The sequence below is a fragment of the Allorhizobium borbori genome, from assembly GCF_014196535.1.
Lineage (GTDB): Bacteria > Pseudomonadota > Alphaproteobacteria > Rhizobiales > Rhizobiaceae > Ectorhizobium > Ectorhizobium borbori.
The window spans coordinates 76,528-99,823 of sequence record NZ_JACIDU010000015.1 but is presented as its reverse complement, the minus strand read 5'-3'; the positions used below and the strand labels follow the sequence as shown (position 1 = coordinate 99,823).

Here is a 23,296-nt window from a genome sequence, read left to right as displayed (position 1 = left end):
TTCGGCGCATGGCGTCCGTCATTGAATCATCCTACTGATCTTATAAGGACAGACATCGGTGGCGACAACGGTCGCGTGAGTCGCGGAAGCGGCGTATAGTCGATACCGTTTCCGCCGGAATACGCCTTGCGCTTGTGTTCGGTGAAAAGTTGATTTACCTTGACGTTAACGTCAAAATTACCGGAGGGATTTCCATGAACGAAATGGTTGCGAAGATTGCCGAACAGGTGGGCATCAGCCCGGAACTGGCCGAAAAGGCCTTGGGGATGATGCTCGGCTTCCTGCAGCGCGAGGGTGAAGACGGCCCGGTTGCCAAGATGATCGAGGCCCTTCCGGGCGCCATCGAACTGGTGGCCAAGTATAACGGCGAAGGTCAGAGCAAGGGCCTGCTCGGCGGCCTGATGAGCGCCATCGGCGGCGGCGGCGTCATGGGTCTCGGCCAGCAGCTCATGTCCGAAGGTCTCGGCATGGGTGAAATCACGGCACTCGCCAAGTCCACCATGGCAACGGCACGCGAATATGCCGGCGACGAAGTCGTCGACAACGTCATCGCCTCGGTGCCGGGCCTCAAGCAGTTCGTCTGATCCGAACCGTTCGATCGAACAGGGCCGGGAGCGATCCCGGCCTTTTGCGTTTCAGGTGCTGGCGTGCGCGGGGCCGCATTCCGCCCAGAAACTGAATTTCAATCGAATTAAATATATCTTTATCTCCTTTTTGCACGCTGTACTCAGGTTGTCCGACAAAATGAGGAAAAGCTGTGCGTCGCTTGAAATTTAGCGCCCGTCGTCCGGGCATCCGGCATAGCCTGACCGGCACGATCGGCGGGCTGGCGGCCATTTCGGTGCTGATCGCCTGGTCGTCGGTCGGCTCTGTGCGCGATATCAGCGACAACAGCCAGGAGATCGCCAAAGCGGCGGAAACCGGCATCACGCTGGCCAAGGGCATCGATACCGATGCGGTGCGGCTGCGGGAGGCTTATGGCCAACACGTTCTGGGCATCGAGAAGGCGGAAGCCGAAGCAAAGATCGCGGCCATCAACGACCGCATCAAGGATGCCGTGGCCCAATATGCGGCGCAGGCCGTAGACGGCGACAAGGCGGCCATCGAAAACCTGGACAAGCAACTGGCTTCCTACAACAAGATCGGCAAGTCGCTGCTTTTCTATTCCGGTCAGGGCAACGAAAAGAATGCCCGCATGTATCTCGCCACCATGAGCGGCATCGGTAACACCATCTCGAAACTCACCGCCGGTATCGTCACGTCCAGCCAGAATGCGGCGGCGGAAGGCTGGGCGCGCAACGCCGCGGCGGCCGAGGAGAATATCCGCTTTGCCTATGTTCTTGCGGGGGTTTCCGTTCTCATTGCGCTTCTGGCCGGCATCTTCGTTTATCGCTCGATTGCGCTGCCGGTGGGGCGTCTGACGCGGGCCATGCGCGTGCTGGCGGGTGGGGACGCCGAAAGTACCGTTCCCTATGTCGGTCGCAGCGATGAAATGGGCGCAATGGCCGGGGCGGTTGAAACCTTCCGGCTGGCGGCTATCGACAAGCGCGAACTGGAATTGCGGGCGGAAGAGGAGCGGAAACGGGCCGAGGCGGAACGGCTGGAGACCCAGCGCGTGGCGGAAGAAAATGCCACGGAACGGTTACGGCTTGCAACCTCCAGTCTGGCGCTGGCGCTGAACCGGCTGGCCGCCGGTGATCTTGCCTTCCAGATCGACCAGCCCTTTGCCGTTGAATTCGAGCCGTTGCGCCATGATTTCAACAGCGCCATCCAGCGTTTGGCTGATACGCTGTTCCATATCTCAAACTCGGTTGAGGCGGTGGAAACCGGCAGCCGCGAAATCGCCGCCAGCGCCGATGATCTCGCCCGCCGCACGGAGCTTCAAGCCGCCTCGCTGGAAGAGACGGCGGCGGCACTGGAGCAGATTACCGCCAATGTGAGCAATTCGGCGAAACGGACGGAGGAGGCCCGCGAAATCGCCGACCGCGCCGATACCTGCGCGCAGAAATCGAGCGAAGTGGTGCGCACGGCCGAAGATGCGATGCACCGCATCGAACAATCGTCGCGGCAGATTGCGAGCGTCATCGGTGTGATCGACGAAATCGCCTTCCAGACCAATCTTCTGGCGCTGAATGCCGGCGTCGAGGCCGCGCGTGCCGGTGAGGCCGGCAAGGGCTTTGCAGTGGTGGCGCAGGAAGTGCGCGAACTCGCCAGCCGGTCGGCCACAGCCGCCAAGGAGATCAAGTCGCTCATCCGGAATTCGGCGACGGAAGTGGAGCGTGGCGTGAGCTTCGTGCGCAATACGGGCGCGGCACTTGCCGAGATCAGCGATCTGATCGGCCAGATCAACCGGCAGATGGAAGCGATCAACCTCTCCGTGCGCGAGCAGTCGACGGGGATCGCCGAGGTCAATGGCGCTATCAACCAACTCGATCACACCACCCAGCAGAACGCCGCGATGGTGGAGGAATCGAATGCCGGTTCCGTGGCTCTGGCCCATGAGGCGCAGGCCCTGCGCGATCTCGTCGGCAAATTTGCCTTCCAGGGGCAGGAGACCGAAACGGCTCGCGCTGCCTGAGGTTTAGAACTTCACGCCCACGCCGACCGTTACGCGGTTTTCCTTCATGTCGAAGGTCGACGGTCCGATGTCCTGCTTGCCGTAATCGTTGAAGCGATATTCGACACGACCGAACATCTTGTCGGTGATGGCATAATCGATGCCGGCACCGAGCGTGTAGCCGTTCATGGTCTTCGAGTCCTTGGTCACGCCGGGAATGTCGGTATAGCCGCTGGCGGCAGTCCAGCCGGCGGCGCCGTAGATCAATGCGCGGTCGATGGCAAAGCCGAGGCGGGCGCGAACGGCGCCATTGAGGTCAGTGCCGGCATTGCCGAGGCCCTGCACGTCGCTTTCGTTCCAGTTATAGCTCAGATCGCCTTCGATACCGGCCACGACGTTGTTGTCGAACTGGTGGTTGAACCCGGCAAAGGCGCCGAGCACGCCGCCATCGAAACTTTCCTGGCTGCGCACGCCGCCGAGTGTGAAGTCGCCCGAAAGCCAGCTTCCGCCGCCCTGCACGCCGAGATAGGGGCCGGACCAGGTGAACGGCACGGCAGTCGGGTTCTCAACGGGAAGAGGCGCTTCCGGCGGGGCATAGACGGCATCGGCAGCAAACGCCGGCACGGCAAAAGCGATGAACGCCGAGGTGAGAAGCATCGTCTTCATGACAGTCTCCCTTGCGGTTTCCATGGAACGGACGGGTTTCATGTCTCTTTCAATGCGCGAGCGGCGGATTCGATCCCTCCGCCCGCCATTTTTCGCACTCTTTTGCCATTATGCACGCGAAAGCGCCGGAAAAATGTCAGTCGTCCCAGGCTTCCGCCAGATGGGCGGGGTTGATGATCCGGCCATCGGGCGCTGCGAGCGCGTGGATCGCCTGCATTTCGTGCGGGGTCAGCGCAAAATCGAAAATGTCGAAATTCTCCTTCAGCCGTGCTTCGGTCGCGGTCTTGGAAAGCGCCACGAGCCCGTCCTGCTGCACCACCCAGCGCAGGGCCACCTGCGCGGCGGTCTTGCCGTGGGTCGCGCCGATTTCACGCAGAAGCTGGTCTTTCGGCACCTTGCCATCGGCCATCACATAATAGGCGGTCACCGAAAGCCCGGCCTTGCGCGCGCCCTCGATCACTTTGGTCTGGTCGATATAGGGATGATATTCCACCTGATTGGTGGCGAGCGGCGCATCCGAGAGCTTCACCGCCTCCGCCATCATCGTCGTGTTGAAATTGGAAATGCCGATATGGCGGGCCTTGCCGGCCTTCACCACATCGTTCAGTGCTCCGATGCGCTCGGCCAGCGGCACATCGCTTTTCGGCCAATGCAGCAGCAGAAGATCGACGTAATCCGTCTCCAGCCTGGTGAGGCTTTCATCCACGGAGGCGAGAAGGTCGTCGTGCCGGAAGCGATCCACCCAGACCTTGGTGGTCAGGAAGACATCGGCACGGGGAACGCGGCTCTGCTTGATGGCGGCACCGACCGCCGCCTCGTTCTTGTAGATCTGCGCGGTATCGATATGGCGGAAACCCAGCGCCATCGCCTTGGGCAGAATGGCGTGAACCGCATCTTCCTTCATGCGAAACGTGCCGAAACCGAGTGCGGGTATATTGGCGCCATTGGCGCTGACGACGTGCATGGTTTTTCCTTTCGAGCAGCAGAAAGGGGCGCGATCATCGCCGCACCCAAAGGTCTATCCGACAAGATGGAGCGCTCGCGCTGCGGATCAAGCCTCAGGCCTTGACCGCCACCACGAACAGACGCGGAAAGCGCAAGAGCCGGCGACCGTCCGCCATGGCGGGGTAGGTGCGATCGATGCGGGCGGTGTAATCGGCGATGTAGGCATCGCGATGCTCCGGCCCGGCGGCATCGAGATAGGGGCGAAGCCCCGTTCCCTTCACCCATTCGACGATGGCTTCGGCGCTCGCCATCGGGTGATTGTAGATCGTGTGCCACACATCGACGCGCGAGGCCTTCGGCCCCAGCCGGTCGAAATAGGTGGACGGGGCCGGCAGCGGCCTGCGGCGCATCCTTCCGTCGGCAAAGGCCGGAGCCCAAGGCCCGGCGGCGCCGGCTTCCTCCATGCAAACATGCAGGGGCTCGCCAAGGTTGTCGGGCATCTGCACCGCGAGAACGCCGCCGGGTTTCAGCCCGTCCATCAACCGGGCAAGCACGGAAACATGATCCGGCACCCACTGAAACACGGCGTTGGCATAGAGCAGGTCCACCGGTTCCGGCGGCAGCCAGCTTTCCAGATCGGCTTTTTCGAAGGGCGTATCCGGCAGGCGTTTGCGGGCGGCTGCCAGCATGTTCTCGTCGCTGTCGAGCCCGGCGACGCCTGCCGTGCCGAAGCGTGCCACCAGAAGCTCGGTCGAATTGCCAGGGCCGCAGCCGAGGTCGACAACGCGCTGCGCCGTCTCCAGCGGCACCTGCGCCAGAAGATCGCGCGCCGGCCGGGTGCGCTCATCCTCGAATTTCAGGTATTGTCCGGCAGACCACGCCATGTTCGTCTCCTTCGTCGTGTGCCGCATCGTGGCACGGCTTTGCGACACCTGCAAAGCAAAGCAGGGCGACGTCCATCATTTTTTGTGATGGTACCCGCACATCAACGTGTTGATTCAGAAAAAAATTCCTGAGAGCGGGCATGGCACCGCACAGCTTTTTCGCAAAACTTGTCGCCCTGCCAAAATTCCGCTTGACCTCTCCAAGCCCCTTGGACTTGAGTGCGAGCGCCCGCGCGCCGCAAGCGCCTGCGGTGCTTTGCCAAGGAGACGAGAAATGGCTGTCGATACTTCCCCGAAATCCACCACCTGGACCTATGTCGAAGGAGAATGGCTTCCGGGCAATCCGCCGCTCATCGGACCCACTTCGCATGCCATGTGGCTGGCTTCCACCGTGTTCGACGGCGCCCGCTGGTTCGATGGTCTGGCGCCGGATCTCGACCTGCATTGCCAGCGCGTCAACCGTTCGGCGCTCAACATGGGCATGAAGCCGGTTCACACGGCCGAGGAAATCATGACGCTGGCGCTGGAAGGCGTGAAGAAGTTCGACGGCAAGACGGCGATCTACATCAAGCCGATGTACTGGGCCGAACATGGCCGCCCGGGCTCCATCGTCGCACCCGATCCGGAATCGACCCGCTTCGCGCTTTGCCTCTTCGAAGCGCCGATGGATTCCGGCCACCCGACCACGCTCACCGTCTCGCCCTTCCGCCGCCCTTCGCCGGAAACGGCCATGACCGACGCCAAGGCCGGCAGCCTTTATCCGAACAGCGGCCGCGCCATCGTGGAAGCCCGTGCCCGCGGCTTCGATAATGCGCTGATGCGTGACATGAACGGCAATGTCGTGGAAACCGCTGCCTCCAACATCTTCCTCGTCAAGGACGGCGTTGTCCTGACGCCCGTCGCCAACCGCACTTTCCTCGCCGGCATCACCCGCGCCCGCGTCATGGGCCTGCTGCGTCAGGCCGGTTTCGAAGTGCGTGAAGCGACCCTTTCCGTCGAGGATTTCCTCAACGCCGACGAGGTGTTCTGCACCGGCAACTATTCCAAGGTCTCGCCGGTCACCAAGATCGATGACCGCAGCTTCCAGCCGGGTCCGGTCACGGCCAAGGCGCTTGACCTCTACATGGACTGGGCCGGTTCCGCCGCCGATATCTGATCGCGAACGGATGTGCCGCCGCCCGGCCAGGCGCGGCGGAATATCCTGCTCTCCATGCAAAGAAATTTAGGATGCGATTTCGGGACCTTGGGCGTCTTTTTGACGATTTGCAGGTTGCCTCCGGCGGGCCTCGCTCCTATGTTCCCCTGCATACGTTTTTCCCTTTTCGAGAAGCCCAAGGAGGATTGACCCATGGCTTTTGAACTTCCGGAACTCCCCTACGCCTACGACTCGCTTGCCCCGTTCATGTCGGCCGAGACGCTGGAATATCACCACGACAAGCACCACAAAGCCTATGTCGACAACGGCAACAAGCTTGCCGCCGAAGCCGGCCTGTCGGACCTTTCGCTGGAAGAAGTCGTGAAGAAGTCCTTCGGCACCAATGCCGGCCTCTTCAACAATGCTGCCCAGCATTACAACCACGTCCACTTCTGGAAGTGGATGAAGAAGGATGGCGGCGGCACCAAGCTGCCTGGCAAGCTGGAAGCCGCAATCGCTTCCGACCTCGGCGGCTACGACAAGTTCAAGGCTGACTTCATCGCTGCCGGCACCACGCAGTTCGGCTCGGGCTGGGCCTGGCTTTCGGTCAAGGATGGCAAGCTCGCCATCTCCAAGACCCCGAACGGCGAAAACCCGCTGGTTCACGGCGCATCTCCGATCCTCGGCGTCGACGTGTGGGAACACTCCTACTACATCGACTACCGCAACGCCCGTCCGAAGTACCTCGAAGCCTTCGTGGACAGCCTGATCAACTGGGATTACGTGCTGGAAATGTACGAAGCCGCCGTCAAGTAAGCCCCGGCTGCGCCCTTTCGAAACCCCCGGCTGCAAGGCTGGGGGTTTTGTTTTTGTGAACAAAGATTCAACCGTTCTGCGCCCGCTTCAACGGAATGTGACTTTCCAGAATTAGGGTCGCCAATGCAAGAATGCCGCGCCGCACCCGTGGGTGATGGCAGAACCAGATGGAGATTGTCCGAATGAAGCTGAAATCCGCTTTCGCCGCCCTTGTCGCCGCTGCTCTCTGTTCGACCATGGCCATCGCGGCCGAACCGCAGGAAGTCCGCCAGCAGGAAATGAAGGATATGGGCGCTGCCATGGGCGCGCTCTCTGCCATCGCCAAGGCCCAGAAGCCCTATGACGCCGCAGTCGTCAAAACCTCGCTCGACAAGATCGCCGAGGTTGCCAAGGATTTCCACAACCACTTCCCGAAGGGTTCGGAAACCGGTTTCGAAACGGAAGCCAGCATCAAGATCTGGGAAGATTCGGCCGGCTTCAAGGCTGCCAATGACAAGCTCGCCGCCGATGTTGCGACGGTTCTGGCCAGCGTGCCGGCAGACGCCGCCGGCGTCGGCGCGGCAGTTGGCACGATTGGCGCCAACTGCGCCGCCTGCCATCAGGCCTACCGCGTCAAGCGCTGATCGTATTGTCGCTGAAAGACGGGTGGCGGTCTTGAAGGGCTGCCGCCCCATTCTCGCATTTCAAGGGGTTTGATCATGGGGCTCAGGAAATCCGTTGCGGCGCTCGCCGCGCTCGTGGTCGTCGGGGCAGGCGGTGGACTGTGGTTGACGGCCCCGGCACCCCTGCCGAGCGAATACTGGGAAAGCCTCGAAGCCCCCGATCTCGAAAATGGCAAGACCGTATTTTATGCGGGCGGCTGCGCAAGTTGTCATTCAGCACCCGGCGCAACGGGCGATGCCAAGCTGGTGCTTTCCGGCGGCCTGGCGATCGAGAGCCCCTTCGGCACCTTTCATGTCCCCAACATCTCGCCGGATGTGACCGCCGGTATCGGCGGCTGGACCGTCAGCGAATTCGGCAATGCGATGAAGCGCGGCGTGGGTCGCGAGGGGGAGCACCTCTATCCGTCCTTCCCCTACGCCTCCTACGCCCGCATGAAGGATCAGGATATCGCCGATCTCTTCGGCTTCCTGAAAACGCTGCCGGCCAGCACCAATGTTGCACCGGCGCATGATCTGCCGTTCCCGTTCAACATTCGTCTGGCCGTCGGCGGCTGGAAGCTGCTCTATTTCACCGATGCGCCGCGCGTGGAACTGGCCGGTGCCAGCGATCAGGTGCTGCGCGGGCAATATCTGGTCGAAGGGCCGGGCCATTGCGGCGAATGCCACACACCGCGCGATGCGCTTGGCGGTTTCAAGGCGGGCGAGTGGCTGGCCGGTGGGCCGAACCCGGACGGGCCCGGCACGATCCCCGACATCACGCCCGGTTCGAAGAGTATCGGTGCCTGGAGCGCGGATGAAATCGCCACCTATCTCGAAACCGGCTTCACGCCCGATTTCGATTCGGTCGGCGGTTCCATGGTGTCCGTGCAGCAGAACATGGCGCATCTGAGTAGCGACGATCGCGCTGCCATCGCCGCCTATCTCAAGGCCATTCCCGCGAAGTGAGGGGCTGAGGTCCCTTACGACGCCTTGCGGTAGGCGGTGGGGCAATGTTCGTCGGCGAACTGGGCAAAGTAGTCGCTGGCCTCGTCAGTCATCGCTCCGAGGGCGACGAGCATTTCACGGGCAAAGCTGACGGGCGCCATGCCGGAGGCGGTCACGAGATGACCGTCACGCACGGCAAAAGGCACGTCCAGATAGCTGGAATGGCCGTGGTAGTGCTCGCTCGTCGACAGGAAAGCCTTGGAGTTGCTGGTATGGGTCACGCCCCGCAAAATGCCGGTGCGGGCAATGGCCAGGGTTCCGGCGCAGATGCCGCCGATGGCCCGGTTGGCGCGACGGAAGGCAAGAACGACCGGGCCGAGGTCCGGCGCGGCGGCCGTTTCCCAGATCATGCCGCCGATGATCGCAAGGCCATCGATCTCATCCGGCGTCAAGGTTTCGAGCGCCATGTCGGGGGTGATGCGCAGCCCGCCCATCGACGTGACAGGCGTGCCGCCCGGCGACACCGTTACGATCTCGACACCGAGATAGCCGCGTGCCGCCGCCATGAGCGGGGCGGCTTCCCAGTCTGCGAATGCATCGGTCAAGAGTACAGCGAGTTTCGGCATGTCATCCTCCCAGATTTTAACTGCCATATAGGTCACGGCTTTCCTCAGGCAATAGCCTGAAGAAAGCGCATTCCGGTTACGGGGCGCGGCGTGAAGTCCATGTGCTCGTAGAAGCGGTGCGCGGCGAAATTGCCGGTGGCGGCGCTGACCGACAGGAAGTCGCAGCCGGCGTTCAGGGCATGGCTGCGCGCGCAATCGACGAGGTGCTGGCCGATACCGCTGCCGCGATGACCGTCGGCTACGAAGAGATGATGCAGATCCATGCCACGCTTGCCCTGCTCGGCGCGGTACATCGGCACCATGATGGCGTAGCCGATCAGGTCCTCATCGGCTTCGGCCACCAGTGCGGAGATCCAGGGATGCGGACCGAACAGGTCGCGCTCCAGTCGCTCGGGCGTGGTTTCGGCGGCATCGCCATGATGGGCGGCAAGCGCGGCGATCATGACGGCAAGCTGGGGCAGGTCCGCCGGGCGCGGCGCGCGGATGGTGACCACCGGCGGGCGGGGCAGGGTTGCGGCGGTATCTTCGGTCATTGCATTGCATCCTTCGATCTGCCGTCAGGATGCTTGATACAACAAAGCCGCCTGACGGCGGCTTGTTGACAAAGTGATCTGTCGAGCCGCCCGTTACCGGTAGGCCCAAAAATACGTGCAGGAGATGAGTGCGCGTGCGTTGATCATGGCGGGAAACTGCTCCTGAAATTCCCGGCTGTCAAGCGGCATTTTCAATGCTCGCCATGACAAAGCCCGTGATCCGTCAACGAGCGGATCACCTTGCATTCACCGAGCGGATGGTGTCCGTCGCAGGCCGAAACCATGCGCGCCAGTTCTTCCTCCAGCCGTGTCAGCCGGGCAATGCGGGCCCGAACATCGGCCAGATGTTCCGCCGCAATGCGGTCGACATCGGCGCAGGGCCGTTCGGGGTGGGCCGAGAGCGTGATGAGCTCGCGGATCGCCTCGATGGACAGACCAAGATCGCGGGCGTGGCGGATGAACCCCAGCCGTTCGAGATCGGCGGGCTCGTAGCGCCGCTGGTTGCCTTCGCTGCGGTCGGGCGCCGCCATCAGGCCGGTCTGCTCGTAATAGCGGATGGTGGGAACCTTGACGCCGGTGCGCCGGGAAAGATCGCCGATGGAGAACATGGGGCCATACATATAGTTTCTGGAGCTATAGATAGGCGGTTTGCCGACGGCGATCAAGCCGGCAAAAAAGAGGGCGCCGCCTAAGCGCCGCCCGAGCTTCAGGGGAACGTGAACGCAATGCGCAAATCAGACGCAACAGCCACTTTTCACAGCACGGACCCCGGATGGGGCGGGGTCAGTGATATTCGTCCGTGGAGGAGACGGCGAATTCCAGATAACGGTCGAGAACGCCACCATTCGGGTTGCCGGTGGCTTCGTCATTGGCATTGGCGGCAGCCTTGCTGCTCCTGCGCTCGCGTTCCACGGTCCACAGGGCGTTGGCCAGCGAGGGCGAGATGGGCGTGTGGCTGACGTTGAGCGTGTTGCGACCGGAAACCGCCTCTTCGGCGATTTCCGCGCTCACGGCTTCGCGGCGCGTATAATAGGCGGGGCCTGAGTAACCGTAACCGCCTGAGCCGACATCGATCTTCATGGCAAGCCACTCCAGTTCAAGGGCGCATCGGAGCGGTTTGGGTGAGATGGTCTCTTGGCGGCGCTCCGGTGCCAGTTCATGTTCGGTGGCGTAACGCCTTACCGATCTATTAAGGATTTGTTAACTTTTGTAGCTTGCGCGAGGCTTGCGCCTATCGCGAAAAAGCCCCGCAATCGGGGCTTGGCGACATCAGAAGGGAGGCGCAGGCTGGTTTCGCCTGCAGCGACGCAGACCATGGCCGCCGAGCTTTGCGCGAAGCTTGCGTCATGCGCGGGGTGGCGTCGACGGTGGAGAAATCCAGCCTGTCCACATCCTGATGGCGGAAAGCGACGATCAGATCGGTTGCGAATACATCCCCCAAAACGCGCTTGCGACACCGTGATGGTGCCGCAAACGCGTGCCGGATCATCGGTCGCGAGACGTCGGGATAGTGCGCTGGAACAGGAGGCGCCTTACAGGGGGAAGGGTGAGAGCGGCGGCGGGCGCATCGGGCGTTGCGCCGGCAGCCGCGCGATGCCGAAATGGCGGCGGATCTCTTCGGCGATGGTGTTCTCCACGGCGTCGCGTTCGCTGGCGGAGAGGGTCTTGAGGCTGTTTTCGGTGTGGCCGAGTTTCTGCAGCCGGGCGCGGCGGATCTTTTCCGGCGTCGGTGCCTCCTGCCAGCGGTGCAGCGAGGTCCGCAGCCTTTCCATCGCATATTCCGGCTGGCTCTCCATCAGGCGTACAAGCCGCATGATTTCCGCCAGCGACGGTTCGCCCGGGCGGTTTTCAGCGGCTTTCAGCATGGAAAGGGTTTCTGTCAGCGCATCGACGCAGACATCCGTGGTCGAGCGTTCGCCTTCATCGGGGGAAACGGAATCCGGAGTGCCGTCGGTCATCAAAAGCTCCTCATTGCAGGCCCGGTAAAGCGAGTGGTCCTTTGCGGCAGGGCCAGCGTGAATCGAGTGTCGGAAACAACGGAACGGAGCGTTTGGAATGGGAAAACAACGGGCGCTCCGGACGCATGACAGGATTACGGCGCCAACATGACAGTCCCGGACTGTGCGAAGCTTGCGCGTTTTCCGGTTTTGGAGTGTTGGTTTCCATCTGAATCGGAGGCGATACGAGGCGAAGGATCGCCAGCGCGCGAGCCGGACGCATCCTTCTCCCCGCGCGGGGAAGAAGGATGAAATCCGGTGGTCTTGCTTCTCGTCAGGCCTTGCCGGCCACCTTCAGCGCGTAGGCATATTCGAAGGCGACTTCCTCCAGTCGCTGGAAACGGCCCGATTTGCCGCCATGGCCGGCGGCCATGTTGGTCTTGAGCAGAACCGGCTGGCCGCTGGTGGAATGGTCGCGCAGCTTCGCCACCCACTTGGCCGGTTCCCAGTAGGTCACGCGCGGATCGGTGAGGCCCGCAAGCGCCAGAATGGGCGGATAAGGCTTTGCCGCCACATTGTCATAGGGCGAATAGGCGGCGATCCAGCCATATTCCTCTTTGGACTCGATGGGGTTGCCCCATTCCGGCCACTCCGGCGGGGTCAGCGGCAATGTGTCGTCCAGCATGGTGTTCAGCACGTCCACGAAGGGCACGGCGGCGATGATGCCGGCGAACTTTTCCGGCGCCATGTTGGCAACGGCCCCCATCAGCATGCCGCCCGCCGAGCCGCCTTCCGCGACGATGCGGTCATAAGCGGTGTAGCCCTTGGCGACGAGGTGATCGGCGGCGGCGATGAAATCGCGGAACGTATTGGCCTTGTGTGCCATCTTGCCGTTTTCGTACCAGGCAAAGCCCTTGTCCTTGCCGCCGCGAATATGGGCGATGGCGTAGACGAAACCACGATCGACCAGCGACAGGCAGGAGGTGCTGAAACCGGCGGGAATGGTGATGCCGTAGGCGCCGTAGCCATAAAGCAGGCAGGGAGCGGAACCGTCGAGCGGCGTGCCCTTGCGATAAAGCAGGGAGACCGGCACCAGTTCGCCGTCCGGGGCGGGGGCGAAGACGCGTTCGGTGACATAGTCCTCCGGATTGTGACCGGAGGGCACTTCCTGCGTCTTCAGCAGCGTGCGCTCGCGCGTCGCCATGTTGTAATCGTAGAGCTGCGAAGGCGTCGTCATCGAGGAATAGCTGAAGCGGATGACGTCGGTGTCATACTCTGCCGCGCCGGAAAGGCCGAGCGAATAGGCCTGTTCGTCGAAGGCGATGGCGTGTTCCTCACCCGTCTTGCGGTCGCGGATAACGATGCGCGGCAGGCCTTCCAGCCGCTCCAGCCACACGAGATGGCGGGCATAGGCCATGTGCGAAAGAATGAGCCGGCCCGGCACATGCGGCACCACTTCGCGCCAGTTTTCCTTGCCGGGCGCGGTGACTGGCGCCTGAACGATCTTGAAGTCCTTGGCGCCGCCCTCGTTGGTGAGGATATAGAACACGCCGCCGCCTTCCGTCATCGAATATTCGACACCTTCCTCGCGCTCGGCTACCAGAAGCGGTTCGGCATCGAGGTGCTGCGTCGAAAGGATGCGGTATTCCGACGTCTCGTGGTCGTGAATGTCGATGAAGATGAAATCGTCCAGCATGGAGCCGCCAACGCCCATGAAGAAGCCGGGGTCCTTCTCCTCATAGACCAGCCGGTCAGCGGATTGCGACTGGCCGATGATGTGGTGGAACACCTTGGACGGACGGTGGTTCTCGTCTTGCAGCGTGTAGAAATAGCTCTTGCCGTCCGGCGCAAAGACGCCGCCGCCGCCGGTGTTCTCGACGTGGTCGTCAAGGTCGGTGGCGGTTGCGAGGTCGCGGACCTTCAGGGTGAAATATTCCGAACCCTTGTCGTCATAGCCCCAGATGCCCAGCCGGTGATCGCTGGAATGGGAAAGGCCCGCAAGCCGGAAATAGTCCTTGCCCTCGGCTTCCGCATCGCCGTTCAGCAGAACGGTGCGGTGGCCCCCTTCGCGGTCCTCGCGGAAATAATGCGGCTGTTCGCCGCCGGTCACGAATAGCGAGCCATAGGCAAAGGGACCGTCCTTTACGGGAATGGAGCTGTCATCCTGCTTGATGCGGCCCTTCATCTCCTCGAACAGCGCTTCCCGCAGCGCTGCCGTATCGGCCATGGCGGCATCGACATAGGCGTTCTCCGCCTCCAGCATGGTGCGGATTTCCGGATCGAGCAGGCTGGTATCGTGGAACACGGCCTGCCAGTTATCGGCCCGAAGCCAGGCGTAATCGTCGGTACGGGTCAGGCCGTGGCGGGTGTCGCTGACCGGCTTCTTCGGTGTGACAGGGGCGGGAGGAAGGGGACCGAAGGCGGTAAGGGAAGGGGTGGGCAAGGCGAAGACTCCACGAATTATGCGTTGTCCAAGAGATAGGCGGGGCAGGCGGCGGCTGCAAGCGTCAAGAGGGTGGAAGGTAGGACGGAGGGCCCCGAAGATACACGCAAGGGTGGGTGGAGGCCGCCGACGCTACCAGATAGATTGCCGCTGCTTCGGGGCTGGCGAAAGAGGATGACAATGCGAAGAGTTTTGACACTCGGCCTTTTCGGGCTTTGCCTTTCGGCGCCGTTCGCCGGCGCGGCCGATCAGCGGGCGTTGAACAGCCTCAAGACACTCGATTTCGAAGAGCGGCAGGAACAGCGCTGTGATCTCGAGGCAATGGAGCAGATTGCCCGCAACAAGGCGGGTTACCGGCCCGACAAGGTGATTGCCTATACCTTCGCCGATCCCGAGGTGAAGGGAGACCGCATGACGGCGACAGGCGCAACCTTTCGCAGCAAGGGCGAATGGTATCGGCTGAATTACGATTGCCGCACCGGGCCGGAACACCTCACGATCAAGTCCTTCGACTATCATATCGGCGCCATGGTGCCGAAATCCGAATGGGCGACGCACTATCTCGCAGCGGATTGAATGGCGTGACGGGCCACTGCCGGTTCCGTTGGCGGGCTCTTGTCGCCAATCGCTATGTCGCTATGGTGAGCGGATGACAAACAATCCGTGCCCAGTCTACCTTTTCAGAAGCGCAGGTTTTTCTCCGTCCGGCGATACCGTGGTCAGTGTCGCTCCATTGCACCGCGTCGTCGCCGTTTATGGCGATGCGGGCCTGGTTGGCGAAGGTGGTCTGTCTTCCGCCTTTGGCGGCGCAGTCGTGTTTAAGAACGACACCTCGGGTGAATGCTTCCTCGGCGTATGGGGCGCCCGTAACGCCGCGCGTTTTCGCCGCGAACTGCGGGCTTGCATGCCGGTTACGGTTATCAAGGAAGCGCCAGACGCCCGGTTCGCTTTCCGGGGAGCGGAGAAGGAGCGGCCCAAAAGGTCTGTGGGCGCATGATGCGCAGTCGCAGGATACGGGCGCATAACGCTCAACTTTGTCAGAGCATCTAAGGTCAGGGCTTTAACCCGGCAGTTTAGGCCGGTGCTTTTCCTCCAGCAGCAGTTCATCGATCACCGTCATGACGATGAGAGAGACCGGCAGCGCCAGCATGGCGCCGGCCGCACCCCACATCCATGTCCAGAACAGGATGGCGAGGAAGATGAGGAAGGGGTTGATCTCCAGCCGCTTGCCCATCACCGAGGGCACGACGAGGTTTTCCGCCACCATGTGGATGCAGAAGAAGGCAAGCGCCGGCAAGAGCGCGGGGATCATCGCGTCATAGGTGAGGAAGCCCGCCAGCGCCAGCGACAGCGTGATGATGGCAAAGCCGAGAAACGGCACGAAGGACGAGAGAAAGGCGAGGAAACCCCACAGAAGCGGCATGGAAAAGCCGGCGGCAAAGGCGATGACCGCCACCGTGATGCCGATGCCGCCATAGATGAGGCAGGCGGTGGCAAAGTAATAGCCCAGCACATCTTCCACCGCATTCAGCACGCGAATGGCCGTCAGCCGCTTTTCGCGACGCCGGAACATCATGATGATGCCCTGGCGAAGTTCCAGCCGTCCGGCAAGGAAAAGCGCCAGCGCCGCGAAGAAGATCAACGTCTGGATGAGAAACGGCACGATATTCGAGCGCGCGACCGCGATCACGCTGCCGGCATTGTCGATGATGCTTTCCACCGAAACCTTGCCGCTGAAGGTTTGCGGTGTGAAGTTCAGCCACTTGTAGTGCTTGAGGATGGGCACGACGCGGTCGCGCGTTTGTGAAATGAGCGACGGGGCCTGATCCGTGAGATTGCCGAGCGGTTCGATGAGCGCGTTGACGGTCAGGAAGGATACGACGAAGAACGCCGCCGAAAGAATGAGGCCGCTGACGATGGGCGGAATGCCCGAGCGGCTGAGCCGGGCCGCCGCGCGGCTGAGGATGAGGCCGACCACGATCGCGAAGGTGACGGGCATGAGGATGATCGACAGCGTTTCGATGACGCCGAAGAGAACAATCACGAACAGGCCGATGATCGACCACGCCATGGCGAATTGCAGCCCGTCACGCCGCGGCTTCTCGCTTGCCACTGCCGGCGTCTCGCTGATGCGTTCATCCATTCGCCTGTCCCCGAATTCCCGCTGAAGATAACACGAAACGCCCCGGTTGGTTCCGGGGCGTGGTGATTATCAATAATAGCGGTTCGCGGGTCAGGCCGCCAGCTTGATCCCGATGCCGAAGGGGTCTGTCAGCGACCAGACGCCGTTTTCCTGCGTGGCCTTCACTTCCAGCCGTTCCGCGGCGGCAAGAGCGGCGTCGAGGCTTGCCTTGTCGTTGAAGGTCAGCGTGTAGTCCTGCAGGCCGCTCATGCCCTTTTCGCGCGGCGCTGCACGGTTCGAATTCCAGATATTGGCGGCAACGTGGTGGTGATAGGAACCGGTCGCGTAAAAGTGTGCGCCGGGATAGATCGACATTAGCTTGAGGCCGAGAACATCCTTGTAGAAACTGTCTGCGGCTGCGATGTTGCTGACTTGCAGATGGATATGGCCAAGGCCGGTGCCTTGCGCCATGCCGCCCCAGCTTTCATCCGGCGCGCTGTCATAAAGCGCCTGAAGATCGAGCCGGTTGGTGGCCATCTCCACCGTGCCGTCGGCGTGGTAGTTCCATTCCATCGGTGTGCGGTCGCGATAGATCTCGATGCCGTTGCCTTCGGGGTCGGACAGATAGATCGCTTCGGAAACGAGGTGATCGGATGCGCCGTCGAGCACGACGCCGCTATGGGCCGCATGGCGCAGCCAGCGGGCGAGTTCCAGGCGGCTGGGCACGAGGAAGGCGTTGTGGAACAGGCCGGTGCTGGCACGCGGCGCCTGGCGCAGGCCCTTGTCGGTGGTAATGTGCAGGAAGGGGCGTTCACCGGCACCCAGCAGCACGCCGGACGCGCTTTTCTCGAACAGCTTGAGGCCGAGCATCGATTGGTAGAAGCTGGAAACCTTGTCCAGATCGGCAACCGCAAGGTGTGCCTGCCCGACAAAGGCGGGGCGGGTGAGGGCGAAGGAGGTTGCGGGTTCGGTCATGCTGTTGGCTCCTGCGGTGGCGTGGGCGGCGAGTGCGCCCCCTGCCGAAAGGGTGAGGAAAGCACGCCTTTGGATCGGCTTCATCGGGCGGCCTCAAACGTTGTTTGTTGCGTTGAATATGGCTCTATTCCGTCGTTCACAAAAGATTGTCTTTGCTTGATTTATCGTCAACCAAACAGCGACGGACACCTTTCCTGAATTGATCTTGATCAATGCGGGCCTGTGATGAAAGATGACAAATGTAATCGCAATCAAGGAGGCGCTGCCGAGTGCCTTGGGAAAAGGAGTCAGCGATGTACAAGAAAATTATCGTTCCGGTTGATGTCGGCGCGCTCGAAAAGGGCGAGAAGATCCTGGCCAAGGCGACCGCCCTGCTCGATGCCGGCGGGGAAATCGTTCTCCTCAATATTCTTGAGGACATGCCCGGCTATCTCGCCATCGACCTGCCGGTCGACCTGATGGAAAATGCCCTGAACGAAAACAAGGCCAAGCTGGTCCAGATCAAGGAAAAGCTCGGCGTTGCCGCGAAGGTGGAAATCCGTTCGGGGGCTCCGGCCCGCGAAATCCTTGCCGCTGCGCAGGAACATGCCGCCGACCTCATCATCGTCGCATCGCATACGCCGGATATCAGCAATTACTTCATCGGCGCGACTGCCGACCGCGTGGTGCGCCACGCCAAGTGCTCGGTTCTCATCGACCGCTAAACGACGGGCGGCGGCCGTCACATCGGGTGATCGCCGCCGCACCGAAAAACAACAACCGGACGTCAGCCGGCCGTTTGCCGGAGGGCGAAGCCGGACAGGAGAGGAAGCAGCCATGACCGCCAATCCCTATGAAGACATCCTGCGGACCCGCCAGCGGGAACTCTATCGCCGCCTGCACAAGATCGAGGCCGATTTCGAGCAGCCGCGCAACCCCGATGACGATGACCGCGCCACCGAGCGCAGCAACGACGAGGTTCTCGATGAACTCGGGCTGGTCGGTCAGGAAGAATTGAAGGCGATCGACGCGGCCCTCGACCGCATTGCCAACGGCACCTTCGGCACCTGCACCCGTTGCGGCCGGCCGATTTCGAAGGAGCGGCTGGATGCCGTGCCCTATGCGCCTCTATGCCAGGAATGCGTTGCGGAACTGCGCGCTGGCGGCTGAGGCGGCCATGAACAGGTTTCTGTTCCGGAACGGGGGGTAGTTCGCGCCGAAAGGCTGCGGTCTATGTTTCCGGAATGTGTGGACGGCGAAAGCAGGGCCCGCCTTGCTTTCGCCGTTTGTCGTTTGCACCCTGTAATCCGCAGGCTGTCATGGACCTGTCGCGGGCAACGTGGCATGATCGTTCATGGCCGCGACGAACGGAGAGCGGGCGTGGACAGCATCAACGTGAAATGGACCTATGACCGCCATGAGATCGTTGCCGATGGCATTGTCCATGGCGTGGGTATCGTGCTGGCGCTGATCGGCGTCACGGCGCTGATCTTTTATGCCACAGTCTGGGCGAGCGCCGGCGAAATCGCCGCGGCCTGGGTCTATGGTATCGGGCTGTTGCTCTGCCTTTCCATTTCCTTCAGTTACAATATATGGCCGGTTTCGCGGGTGAAGTGGTGGCTGCGCCGGCTCGATCATTCCGCCATCTTCATTCTGATTGCCGCGACCTACACGCCCTTCCTGCAAAGGGGAAGTGGCGAACCACTTGTCGCCTTCATGCTGGTGGCCATCTGGCTGGCCGCCATCGGCGGTGTCGTGCTGAAATGTGTCTTTCCGGGCCGTTATGACCGGCTCGCCATCCTGCTTTACCTCGGCATGGGCTGGAGCGGCGTTCTGGTCGCGCCACCGCTTTCGGGCATCCTGCCGCCCGTCACGCTCCATCTCATCGTCATCGGCGGCATCATCTATTCCGTCGGGGTCATCTTCCATGTCTGGGAAAGGCTGCGTTTCCAGAATGCCATCTGGCACGGCTTCGTCGTCACGGCCGCCGCCGTCCACTATTCCGCTGTCATGACGGCGCTCTCGTCAGCCTGACCTCATCGTTTCCGAACCCGCTCTCTCGCTGTGGCCCGTGTGCCGGTCACCGGAGCCGTCTCTTGCCTTGTGGCAATATACCGATATATTGCATCGCAAAAAGAGGGGATACATGGACAGGACAACGCTGCCCGTTCTGGTCGCGCTGGCGGTGGGGGCCTTTGCGCTGGGCGCCGATTCCTTCATCATGATCGGCATGTTGAGCGATATTGCCGCCGATCTCGACGTGACCCAGCCGGTCGCGGGGCAGCTCGTCACGGTCTTCGCCCTCTGCTACGCGCTGTTTGCTCCGCTTGGGGCCACTGTGGCCGGACGGCTCGGCGGGCGGCGGACGCTTTTGCTGGCCATGCTGGTCTTCACCCTCGGCAACGCGCTCTGCACGGTGGCGCAAAGCTATGGCGCGATGCTTTCCGGTCGGGCCATTGCCGCCTTCGGGGCCGGGGCTTTCCTGCCGGTGGCCACGGCCACGGCCTCCGCGCTGGTCGGCCCGCAACGGCGCGGCGTGGCACTCTCGGTCATCTTCGGTGGCATGACGATCGCCACCGCCTTCGGCGCGCCGCTCGGCACCTGGAGCGGGCAGATGTTTGGCTGGCGTTTTGCCTTCATGGTCATTGTTGCCGTCGGCGCGCTGACTTTCGCAACCCTGCTTGTGCTGGTGCCGAAGGGCAAGTGCGCCGCTGCCGCCACGCTTGTCGAACGGCTTTCCGCCGCCCGAAACCGCAAGGTGCTGGCCACGCTTTCCGTTACTTTCCTCGTTGTCATGTCGGAATATGCAATCTTCGCCTATCTCTCGGTCGTTCTCGAAAAAAGCATCTGGCGGGAGGCCAGCATTCTGCCGCTTGCCATGTTCATCTTTGGCTGCGGCGCCATTCTCGGCAATGTGATCACGGGGCTTGCGACCGACCGTTTCGGCCCGGCGCGGGTGCTGTTGACGGCGATTGCCGCGCAGGCCCTCTGCATCGCCGTCACCGTGCTGTTCCGGCTCGAACCGCTGGTCGTGCTGCCGGTTGTTTTCTGCTGGGGTGTGTTCAGCTATATGTATCTGGTGCCGATCCAGTATCGCCTGCTGTCGCTGGCGGCAGAGGCGGGTGCCTTCACGGTGTCGCTCAACAGTTCGGTCATCTATCTGGCGATCTCGGCGGGAAGCGCGGTTGGCGGAATGATCCTCGCCAGCGCATCGCTGCCGGTTCTGCTGGCCTTCTCGCTTCTGGCGGCGCTGGCCGGATTTTGCGTGGTGATCGCGACGTTTCCGCGCGCTCAACCCGGCCTGACGACCAGCACGGTATAGCGGCAGGGGACGTCGCCGCGGTTTTCATAGAGGCAATCGGCGGGCGCGCCGAGCGCCAGGCAATCGCCGGCGGCCAGCGTGTGAACCGTCGCGCCCTCGTGGAACGTCAAATCGCCCGCAAGCACCCAGATCATTTGCCGCACGAAGGTGAAATTGTCGGCGCCATAGGCGACCCGCGCGCCGACGGGCAGTTCGACGGCCACGACATCGAGCGGCATGTCGGATGGCGGCGAGATCTGTTCGCGCCGATAACCGGTCTCCGGATCGACCCAGACAGGTCGTCCTTCTGCCCGCGACACTCGCCCGCTCTGGCCTTCGGCCCGTGCCATGAGCGTGGAAATACTGATGGAAAACGCCGCGCATAGGCGTCCGAGCAGGGCGGCTGTCGGGCTGCTTTCGCCGCGCTCGACCTTGTGGATCATGGCGCGCGACACCGCCGCCCGCTCGGAAAGATCGGTCAGCGACCAGCCGCGCACCTCCCGCTCGGCACGGATGCGCTCCCCTAGACAACGATCCAGATTGTCTGATAAAGTGGACATATCGTATTTATAGTGGACATTCCGTCATGGATCAAGCCGTTCCCGTTCGCCCGGCCACGCTGGCCGATCTGCCTGCCATTCTGGCCATCTATAACGACGCCGTGTTGAATACGACGGCGATCTGGAACGAGACGCCGGTCGATCTCGACAATCGCCGCGCCTGGTTCGAGAGCCGCGCGGCGCGCAACCAGCCTGTTCTGGTGGCGGAGCGGGATGGCGAGGTGATCGGCTATGCATCCTATGGCGACTGGCGGGCGTTCGAGGGCTTTCGCCACACGATGGAGCATTCCGTCTATGTGCGCAGTGATCGCAAGGGCCGGGGCACCGGCGTCGCGCTGATGAAGGCGCTGATTGCGGCCGCCACGGAGCGCGGCGTACATGTTCTGATCGGCTGCATCGAGGCGGAAAACGCCGCCTCGATCCGTCTGCATGAGAAGCTCGGTTTCCGCCATGTCGGGCGCTTCAGCGAGGTCGGCCAGAAATTCGGTCGCTGGCTGGATCTCGCCTGCATGGAACTGCGCCTGCCCGCCGGAACGTGAGCGGCCTTAGGCCTGCGGTTCGAAATCGAGCGCGTGGCCGTTGATGCAGAAGCGCAGGCCCGTCGGCGGCGGGCCGTCCGGAAAGACGTGGCCGAGATGGGCATCGCAGGCCGCGCAACGCACTTCGGTGCGCACCATGCCGTGGGATTCGTCCCGGTAAACGGCAATTGCGTCGCGAGACACCGGCTCGAAGTAGCTCGGCCATCCGCATCCGGCATCGAACTTGGTATCCGAGTAGAAGAGCGGCGCTTCACAGCAAACACAACGATAAAGACCAGTCTCGCTGGAATTCCAGTAAGGTCCGGTGAAGGGCCGCTCGGTTCCCTGCTTGCGGGTGATTCGATATTGCTCGGGCGTGAGCTGTTCACGCCATTCTTCGTCCGTCCTGGTGATTTTCGGCGTGCCGGTGTCGCTCATTCTCGATCTCCCCTGGTCCAGATCGCCACGACAGGCTGAGACAGTATGTCACGCGGGCCCGTCTGGCATGATGTTGCCCATGAAATAGTGCGCCTTCCGGCACCAGACAATAGTCATGCCCGGGGCTCGCCGCATTGGCCCGTGCGGGAATTATCCGCCAATTGTACGACTTATTCAATTTCCCAGAGTGAATTGTGGTGAAGGTTGATTCTCACCGGAGTTTATTATTTGACGGTCGGAAGATGCTGCTTTCAACCGTGTTGTACCTGTTATGTTCAATGTAAAATATAGCTATAAATCGTGACTAGACTGTCTAGACTGCAAATTTCAATTGGATTTTATCGGCAATCCTGTTATTCCCTTAAAACTGAAATTGGAGGATTGAAATTCACTTCAACGTTCCGTGCGTATTTCCGCGCTTCTGCCTGTTGGGGAAGGAGCGTGTGTACGGAATGAATTGAATGATCGCCAGTCTCAGGGCAAACGAAGGCGCCACCTGTCCCGAAATCTAGGGGTGGACTGACGGATCGCTCACTCTGGTCTCGACCGGGTGAAGATGAGCGTGGCCGCTTGGAGTTGTCCGCCTTTGGCGTCAAAGCGTTTTGGCGTCATGGATGGTTTCTAAAGGAGACAGAAATGACAGACTCTGCATTTGAACATGCGCCGGATCTCTTGGTTGAGCTGACGGCTGATATTGTTGCTGCCTATGTCAGCAACCACGTTGTGCCGGTCAGCGAGCTTCCCGGCCTTATTGCCGATATTCATGCGGCGCTGAACGTAACGGCGGCACCGGCACCGGTTGTGGTGGCTGCTGAAAAGCAGAAGCCGGCTGTGGCTGTGCGCAAGTCGGTTCAGGATGACCAGATCATTTGCCTGGAATGCGGTGGCGCCTTCAAGTCGCTCAAGCGCCACCTGATGACGCACCACACGCTCAGCCCGGAAGAGTATCGCGAAAAGTGGGACCTTCCGGTTGATTATCCGATGGTCGCTCCCGCCTATGCGGAAGCCCGTTCGCGCCTTGCAAAGGAAATGGGCCTCGGCCAGCGTCGTCGCCGCGAAAAGTAAGGGGCCGTCGCCACACGGCGATCAATCCCGGCCTGCCACGAATAAAGCCCTGCCGCTTTGCGCGCAGGGCTTTTTCTTTGGTGGCCGGAGCATCGGCTGTACACCGTTTGCTGAACATGAGGAAAATAGTCCTAAAAATTTTCGGCAAAAGCGATGAAATCGCGCGTATTTCAACACATAATTGCAAGACGTTGATTTTCATTGCTCCCA

The 23,296-nt window shown here is 61.7% G+C and carries 26 protein-coding genes; 13 read left to right on the top strand and 13 right to left on the bottom strand.

Translation table 11 applies throughout. The annotated features are described in order from the left end of the window. Positions 1-194: 194 nt before the first annotated feature. Both GGQ66_RS17265 and GGQ66_RS17260 read left to right on the top strand, forming a co-directional pair. Positions 195-584, top strand: a complete 390-nt coding sequence (locus tag GGQ66_RS17265) for a hypothetical protein (RefSeq protein WP_183793979.1) — start codon at positions 195-197, stop codon at positions 582-584. A 173-nt stretch (positions 585-757) separates the two neighbouring features. Next, positions 758-2,578, top strand: a complete 1,821-nt coding sequence (locus tag GGQ66_RS17260; protein WP_370686377.1) for a methyl-accepting chemotaxis protein — start codon at positions 758-760, stop codon at positions 2,576-2,578. A 3-nt stretch (positions 2,579-2,581) separates the two neighbouring features. Here the strand turns inward: GGQ66_RS17260 and GGQ66_RS17255 are convergent, their stop codons facing one another. The 3 genes from GGQ66_RS17255 to tam form a co-directional block, all read right to left on the bottom strand. After that, positions 2,582-3,223, bottom strand: a complete 642-nt coding sequence (locus tag GGQ66_RS17255; RefSeq protein WP_183793978.1) for an outer membrane protein — start codon at positions 3,221-3,223, stop codon at positions 2,582-2,584. 136 nt (positions 3,224-3,359) lie between these two features. After that, entirely contained in the window at positions 3,360-4,187 is an 828-nt protein-coding gene (locus GGQ66_RS17250; RefSeq protein WP_183793977.1) for an aldo/keto reductase, read from the bottom strand. Between the two features lie 94 nt (positions 4,188-4,281). Then, complete coding sequence (gene tam / locus GGQ66_RS17245; protein ID WP_183793976.1) at positions 4,282-5,052, bottom strand: trans-aconitate 2-methyltransferase; 771 nt, start codon at positions 5,050-5,052, stop codon at positions 4,282-4,284. A gap of 274 nt (positions 5,053-5,326) precedes the next feature. Between tam and GGQ66_RS17240 the strand changes: the two genes are divergently transcribed. The 4 genes from GGQ66_RS17240 (at position 5,327) to GGQ66_RS17225 (ending at position 8,610) form a co-directional block, all read left to right on the top strand. Next, complete coding sequence (locus tag GGQ66_RS17240) at positions 5,327-6,208, top strand: branched-chain amino acid aminotransferase (RefSeq protein WP_183793975.1); 882 nt, start codon at positions 5,327-5,329, stop codon at positions 6,206-6,208. Positions 6,209-6,400: 192 nt separating this feature from the next. Beyond that, positions 6,401-7,003, top strand: a complete 603-nt coding sequence (locus GGQ66_RS17235; protein ID WP_183793974.1) for a superoxide dismutase — start codon at positions 6,401-6,403, stop codon at positions 7,001-7,003. A gap of 182 nt (positions 7,004-7,185) precedes the next feature. Then, entirely contained in the window at positions 7,186-7,626 is a 441-nt protein-coding gene (locus GGQ66_RS17230; RefSeq protein ID WP_183793973.1) for a c-type cytochrome, read from the top strand. A gap of 75 nt (positions 7,627-7,701) precedes the next feature. Beyond that, entirely contained in the window at positions 7,702-8,610 is a 909-nt protein-coding gene (locus GGQ66_RS17225) for a cytochrome c (protein ID WP_183793972.1), read from the top strand. Positions 8,611-8,624: 14 nt separating this feature from the next. Here GGQ66_RS17225 and GGQ66_RS17220 read toward each other — a convergent pair whose 3' ends face one another. The 6 genes from GGQ66_RS17220 to GGQ66_RS17195 all read right to left on the bottom strand — a co-directional run bounded on the left by GGQ66_RS17220 (position 8,625) and on the right by GGQ66_RS17195 (position 14,128). Continuing rightward, positions 8,625-9,215, bottom strand: coding sequence for a type 1 glutamine amidotransferase family protein (locus tag GGQ66_RS17220; RefSeq protein ID WP_183793971.1), 591 nt, complete (start codon positions 9,213-9,215; stop codon positions 8,625-8,627). Positions 9,216-9,259: 44 nt separating this feature from the next. Then, entirely contained in the window at positions 9,260-9,748 is a 489-nt protein-coding gene (locus GGQ66_RS17215; protein WP_183793970.1) for a GNAT family N-acetyltransferase, read from the bottom strand. A 191-nt stretch (positions 9,749-9,939) separates the two neighbouring features. Beyond that, complete coding sequence (locus tag GGQ66_RS17210) at positions 9,940-10,356, bottom strand: MerR family transcriptional regulator (RefSeq protein WP_183794021.1); 417 nt, start codon at positions 10,354-10,356, stop codon at positions 9,940-9,942. A gap of 175 nt (positions 10,357-10,531) precedes the next feature. Further along, the gene (locus tag GGQ66_RS17205; RefSeq protein ID WP_183793969.1) at positions 10,532-10,828 is read right to left on the bottom strand and encodes a hypothetical protein; all 297 of its coding nucleotides are present in this window, start codon (positions 10,826-10,828) and stop codon (positions 10,532-10,534) included. Positions 10,829-11,280: 452 nt separating this feature from the next. Then, positions 11,281-11,706: a hypothetical protein gene (locus GGQ66_RS17200; RefSeq protein ID WP_183793968.1), complete on the bottom strand. Its 426-nt coding sequence runs from the start codon at positions 11,704-11,706 to the stop codon at positions 11,281-11,283. A gap of 313 nt (positions 11,707-12,019) precedes the next feature. Next, positions 12,020-14,128, bottom strand: coding sequence for a S9 family peptidase (locus GGQ66_RS17195; RefSeq protein ID WP_183793967.1), 2,109 nt, complete (start codon positions 14,126-14,128; stop codon positions 12,020-12,022). A gap of 180 nt (positions 14,129-14,308) precedes the next feature. On the opposite strand from GGQ66_RS17195, the gene GGQ66_RS17190 reads away from it, so the two are divergent. Next, positions 14,309-14,704 carry a DUF930 domain-containing protein gene (locus GGQ66_RS17190; protein WP_183793966.1) on the top strand — a complete coding sequence of 132 codons (396 nt, stop codon included), beginning with the start codon at positions 14,309-14,311 and terminating at the stop codon, positions 14,702-14,704. Positions 14,705-15,188: 484 nt separating this feature from the next. Here the strand turns inward: GGQ66_RS17190 and GGQ66_RS17185 are convergent, their stop codons facing one another. Then, positions 15,189-16,271 carry an AI-2E family transporter gene (locus tag GGQ66_RS17185; RefSeq protein ID WP_183793965.1) on the bottom strand — a complete coding sequence of 361 codons (1,083 nt, stop codon included), beginning with the start codon at positions 16,269-16,271 and terminating at the stop codon, positions 15,189-15,191. A 90-nt stretch (positions 16,272-16,361) separates the two neighbouring features. Continuing rightward, positions 16,362-17,300: a VOC family protein gene (locus GGQ66_RS17180; protein ID WP_370686381.1), complete on the bottom strand. Its 939-nt coding sequence runs from the start codon at positions 17,298-17,300 to the stop codon at positions 16,362-16,364. A gap of 218 nt (positions 17,301-17,518) precedes the next feature. On the opposite strand from GGQ66_RS17180, the gene GGQ66_RS17175 reads away from it, so the two are divergent. The 4 genes from GGQ66_RS17175 (at position 17,519) to GGQ66_RS17160 (ending at position 20,526) form a co-directional block, all read left to right on the top strand. Then, on the top strand, positions 17,519-17,929 hold the full coding sequence (locus tag GGQ66_RS17175; protein ID WP_183793963.1) for a universal stress protein: 411 nt from the start codon (positions 17,519-17,521) through the stop codon (positions 17,927-17,929). Between the two features lie 112 nt (positions 17,930-18,041). Further along, a complete protein-coding gene (locus GGQ66_RS17170) occupies positions 18,042-18,374 on the top strand; it encodes a TraR/DksA family transcriptional regulator (protein WP_183793962.1) in 333 nt (110 codons plus the stop codon). Between the two features lie 210 nt (positions 18,375-18,584). Further along, the gene (trhA, locus tag GGQ66_RS17165) at positions 18,585-19,238 is read left to right on the top strand and encodes a PAQR family membrane homeostasis protein TrhA (RefSeq protein WP_370686376.1); all 654 of its coding nucleotides are present in this window, start codon (positions 18,585-18,587) and stop codon (positions 19,236-19,238) included. A gap of 112 nt (positions 19,239-19,350) precedes the next feature. Next, positions 19,351-20,526: an MFS transporter gene (locus GGQ66_RS17160; RefSeq protein ID WP_183793960.1), complete on the top strand. Its 1,176-nt coding sequence runs from the start codon at positions 19,351-19,353 to the stop codon at positions 20,524-20,526. On the opposite strand, the gene GGQ66_RS17155 is transcribed toward GGQ66_RS17160, so the two are convergent. Continuing rightward, on the bottom strand, positions 20,496-21,065 hold the full coding sequence (locus GGQ66_RS17155) for a helix-turn-helix domain-containing protein (RefSeq protein ID WP_183793959.1): 570 nt from the start codon (positions 21,063-21,065) through the stop codon (positions 20,496-20,498). The genes GGQ66_RS17160 and GGQ66_RS17155 overlap by 31 nt on opposite strands. A 26-nt stretch (positions 21,066-21,091) precedes the next feature. Here GGQ66_RS17155 and GGQ66_RS17150 point away from each other — a divergent pair, with 26 nt between their 5' ends. Further along, on the top strand, positions 21,092-21,604 hold the full coding sequence (locus GGQ66_RS17150) for a GNAT family N-acetyltransferase (RefSeq protein ID WP_183793958.1): 513 nt from the start codon (positions 21,092-21,094) through the stop codon (positions 21,602-21,604). A gap of 6 nt (positions 21,605-21,610) precedes the next feature. Here GGQ66_RS17150 and msrB read toward each other — a convergent pair whose 3' ends face one another. Continuing rightward, the gene (gene msrB / locus GGQ66_RS17145) at positions 21,611-22,021 is read right to left on the bottom strand and encodes a peptide-methionine (R)-S-oxide reductase MsrB (RefSeq protein ID WP_183793957.1); all 411 of its coding nucleotides are present in this window, start codon (positions 22,019-22,021) and stop codon (positions 21,611-21,613) included. 636 nt (positions 22,022-22,657) lie between these two features. Here msrB and GGQ66_RS17140 point away from each other — a divergent pair. Further along, positions 22,658-23,086, top strand: a complete 429-nt coding sequence (locus tag GGQ66_RS17140) for a Ros/MucR family transcriptional regulator (RefSeq protein ID WP_183793956.1) — start codon at positions 22,658-22,660, stop codon at positions 23,084-23,086. The last annotated feature ends 210 nt before the right edge of the window (positions 23,087-23,296 follow it).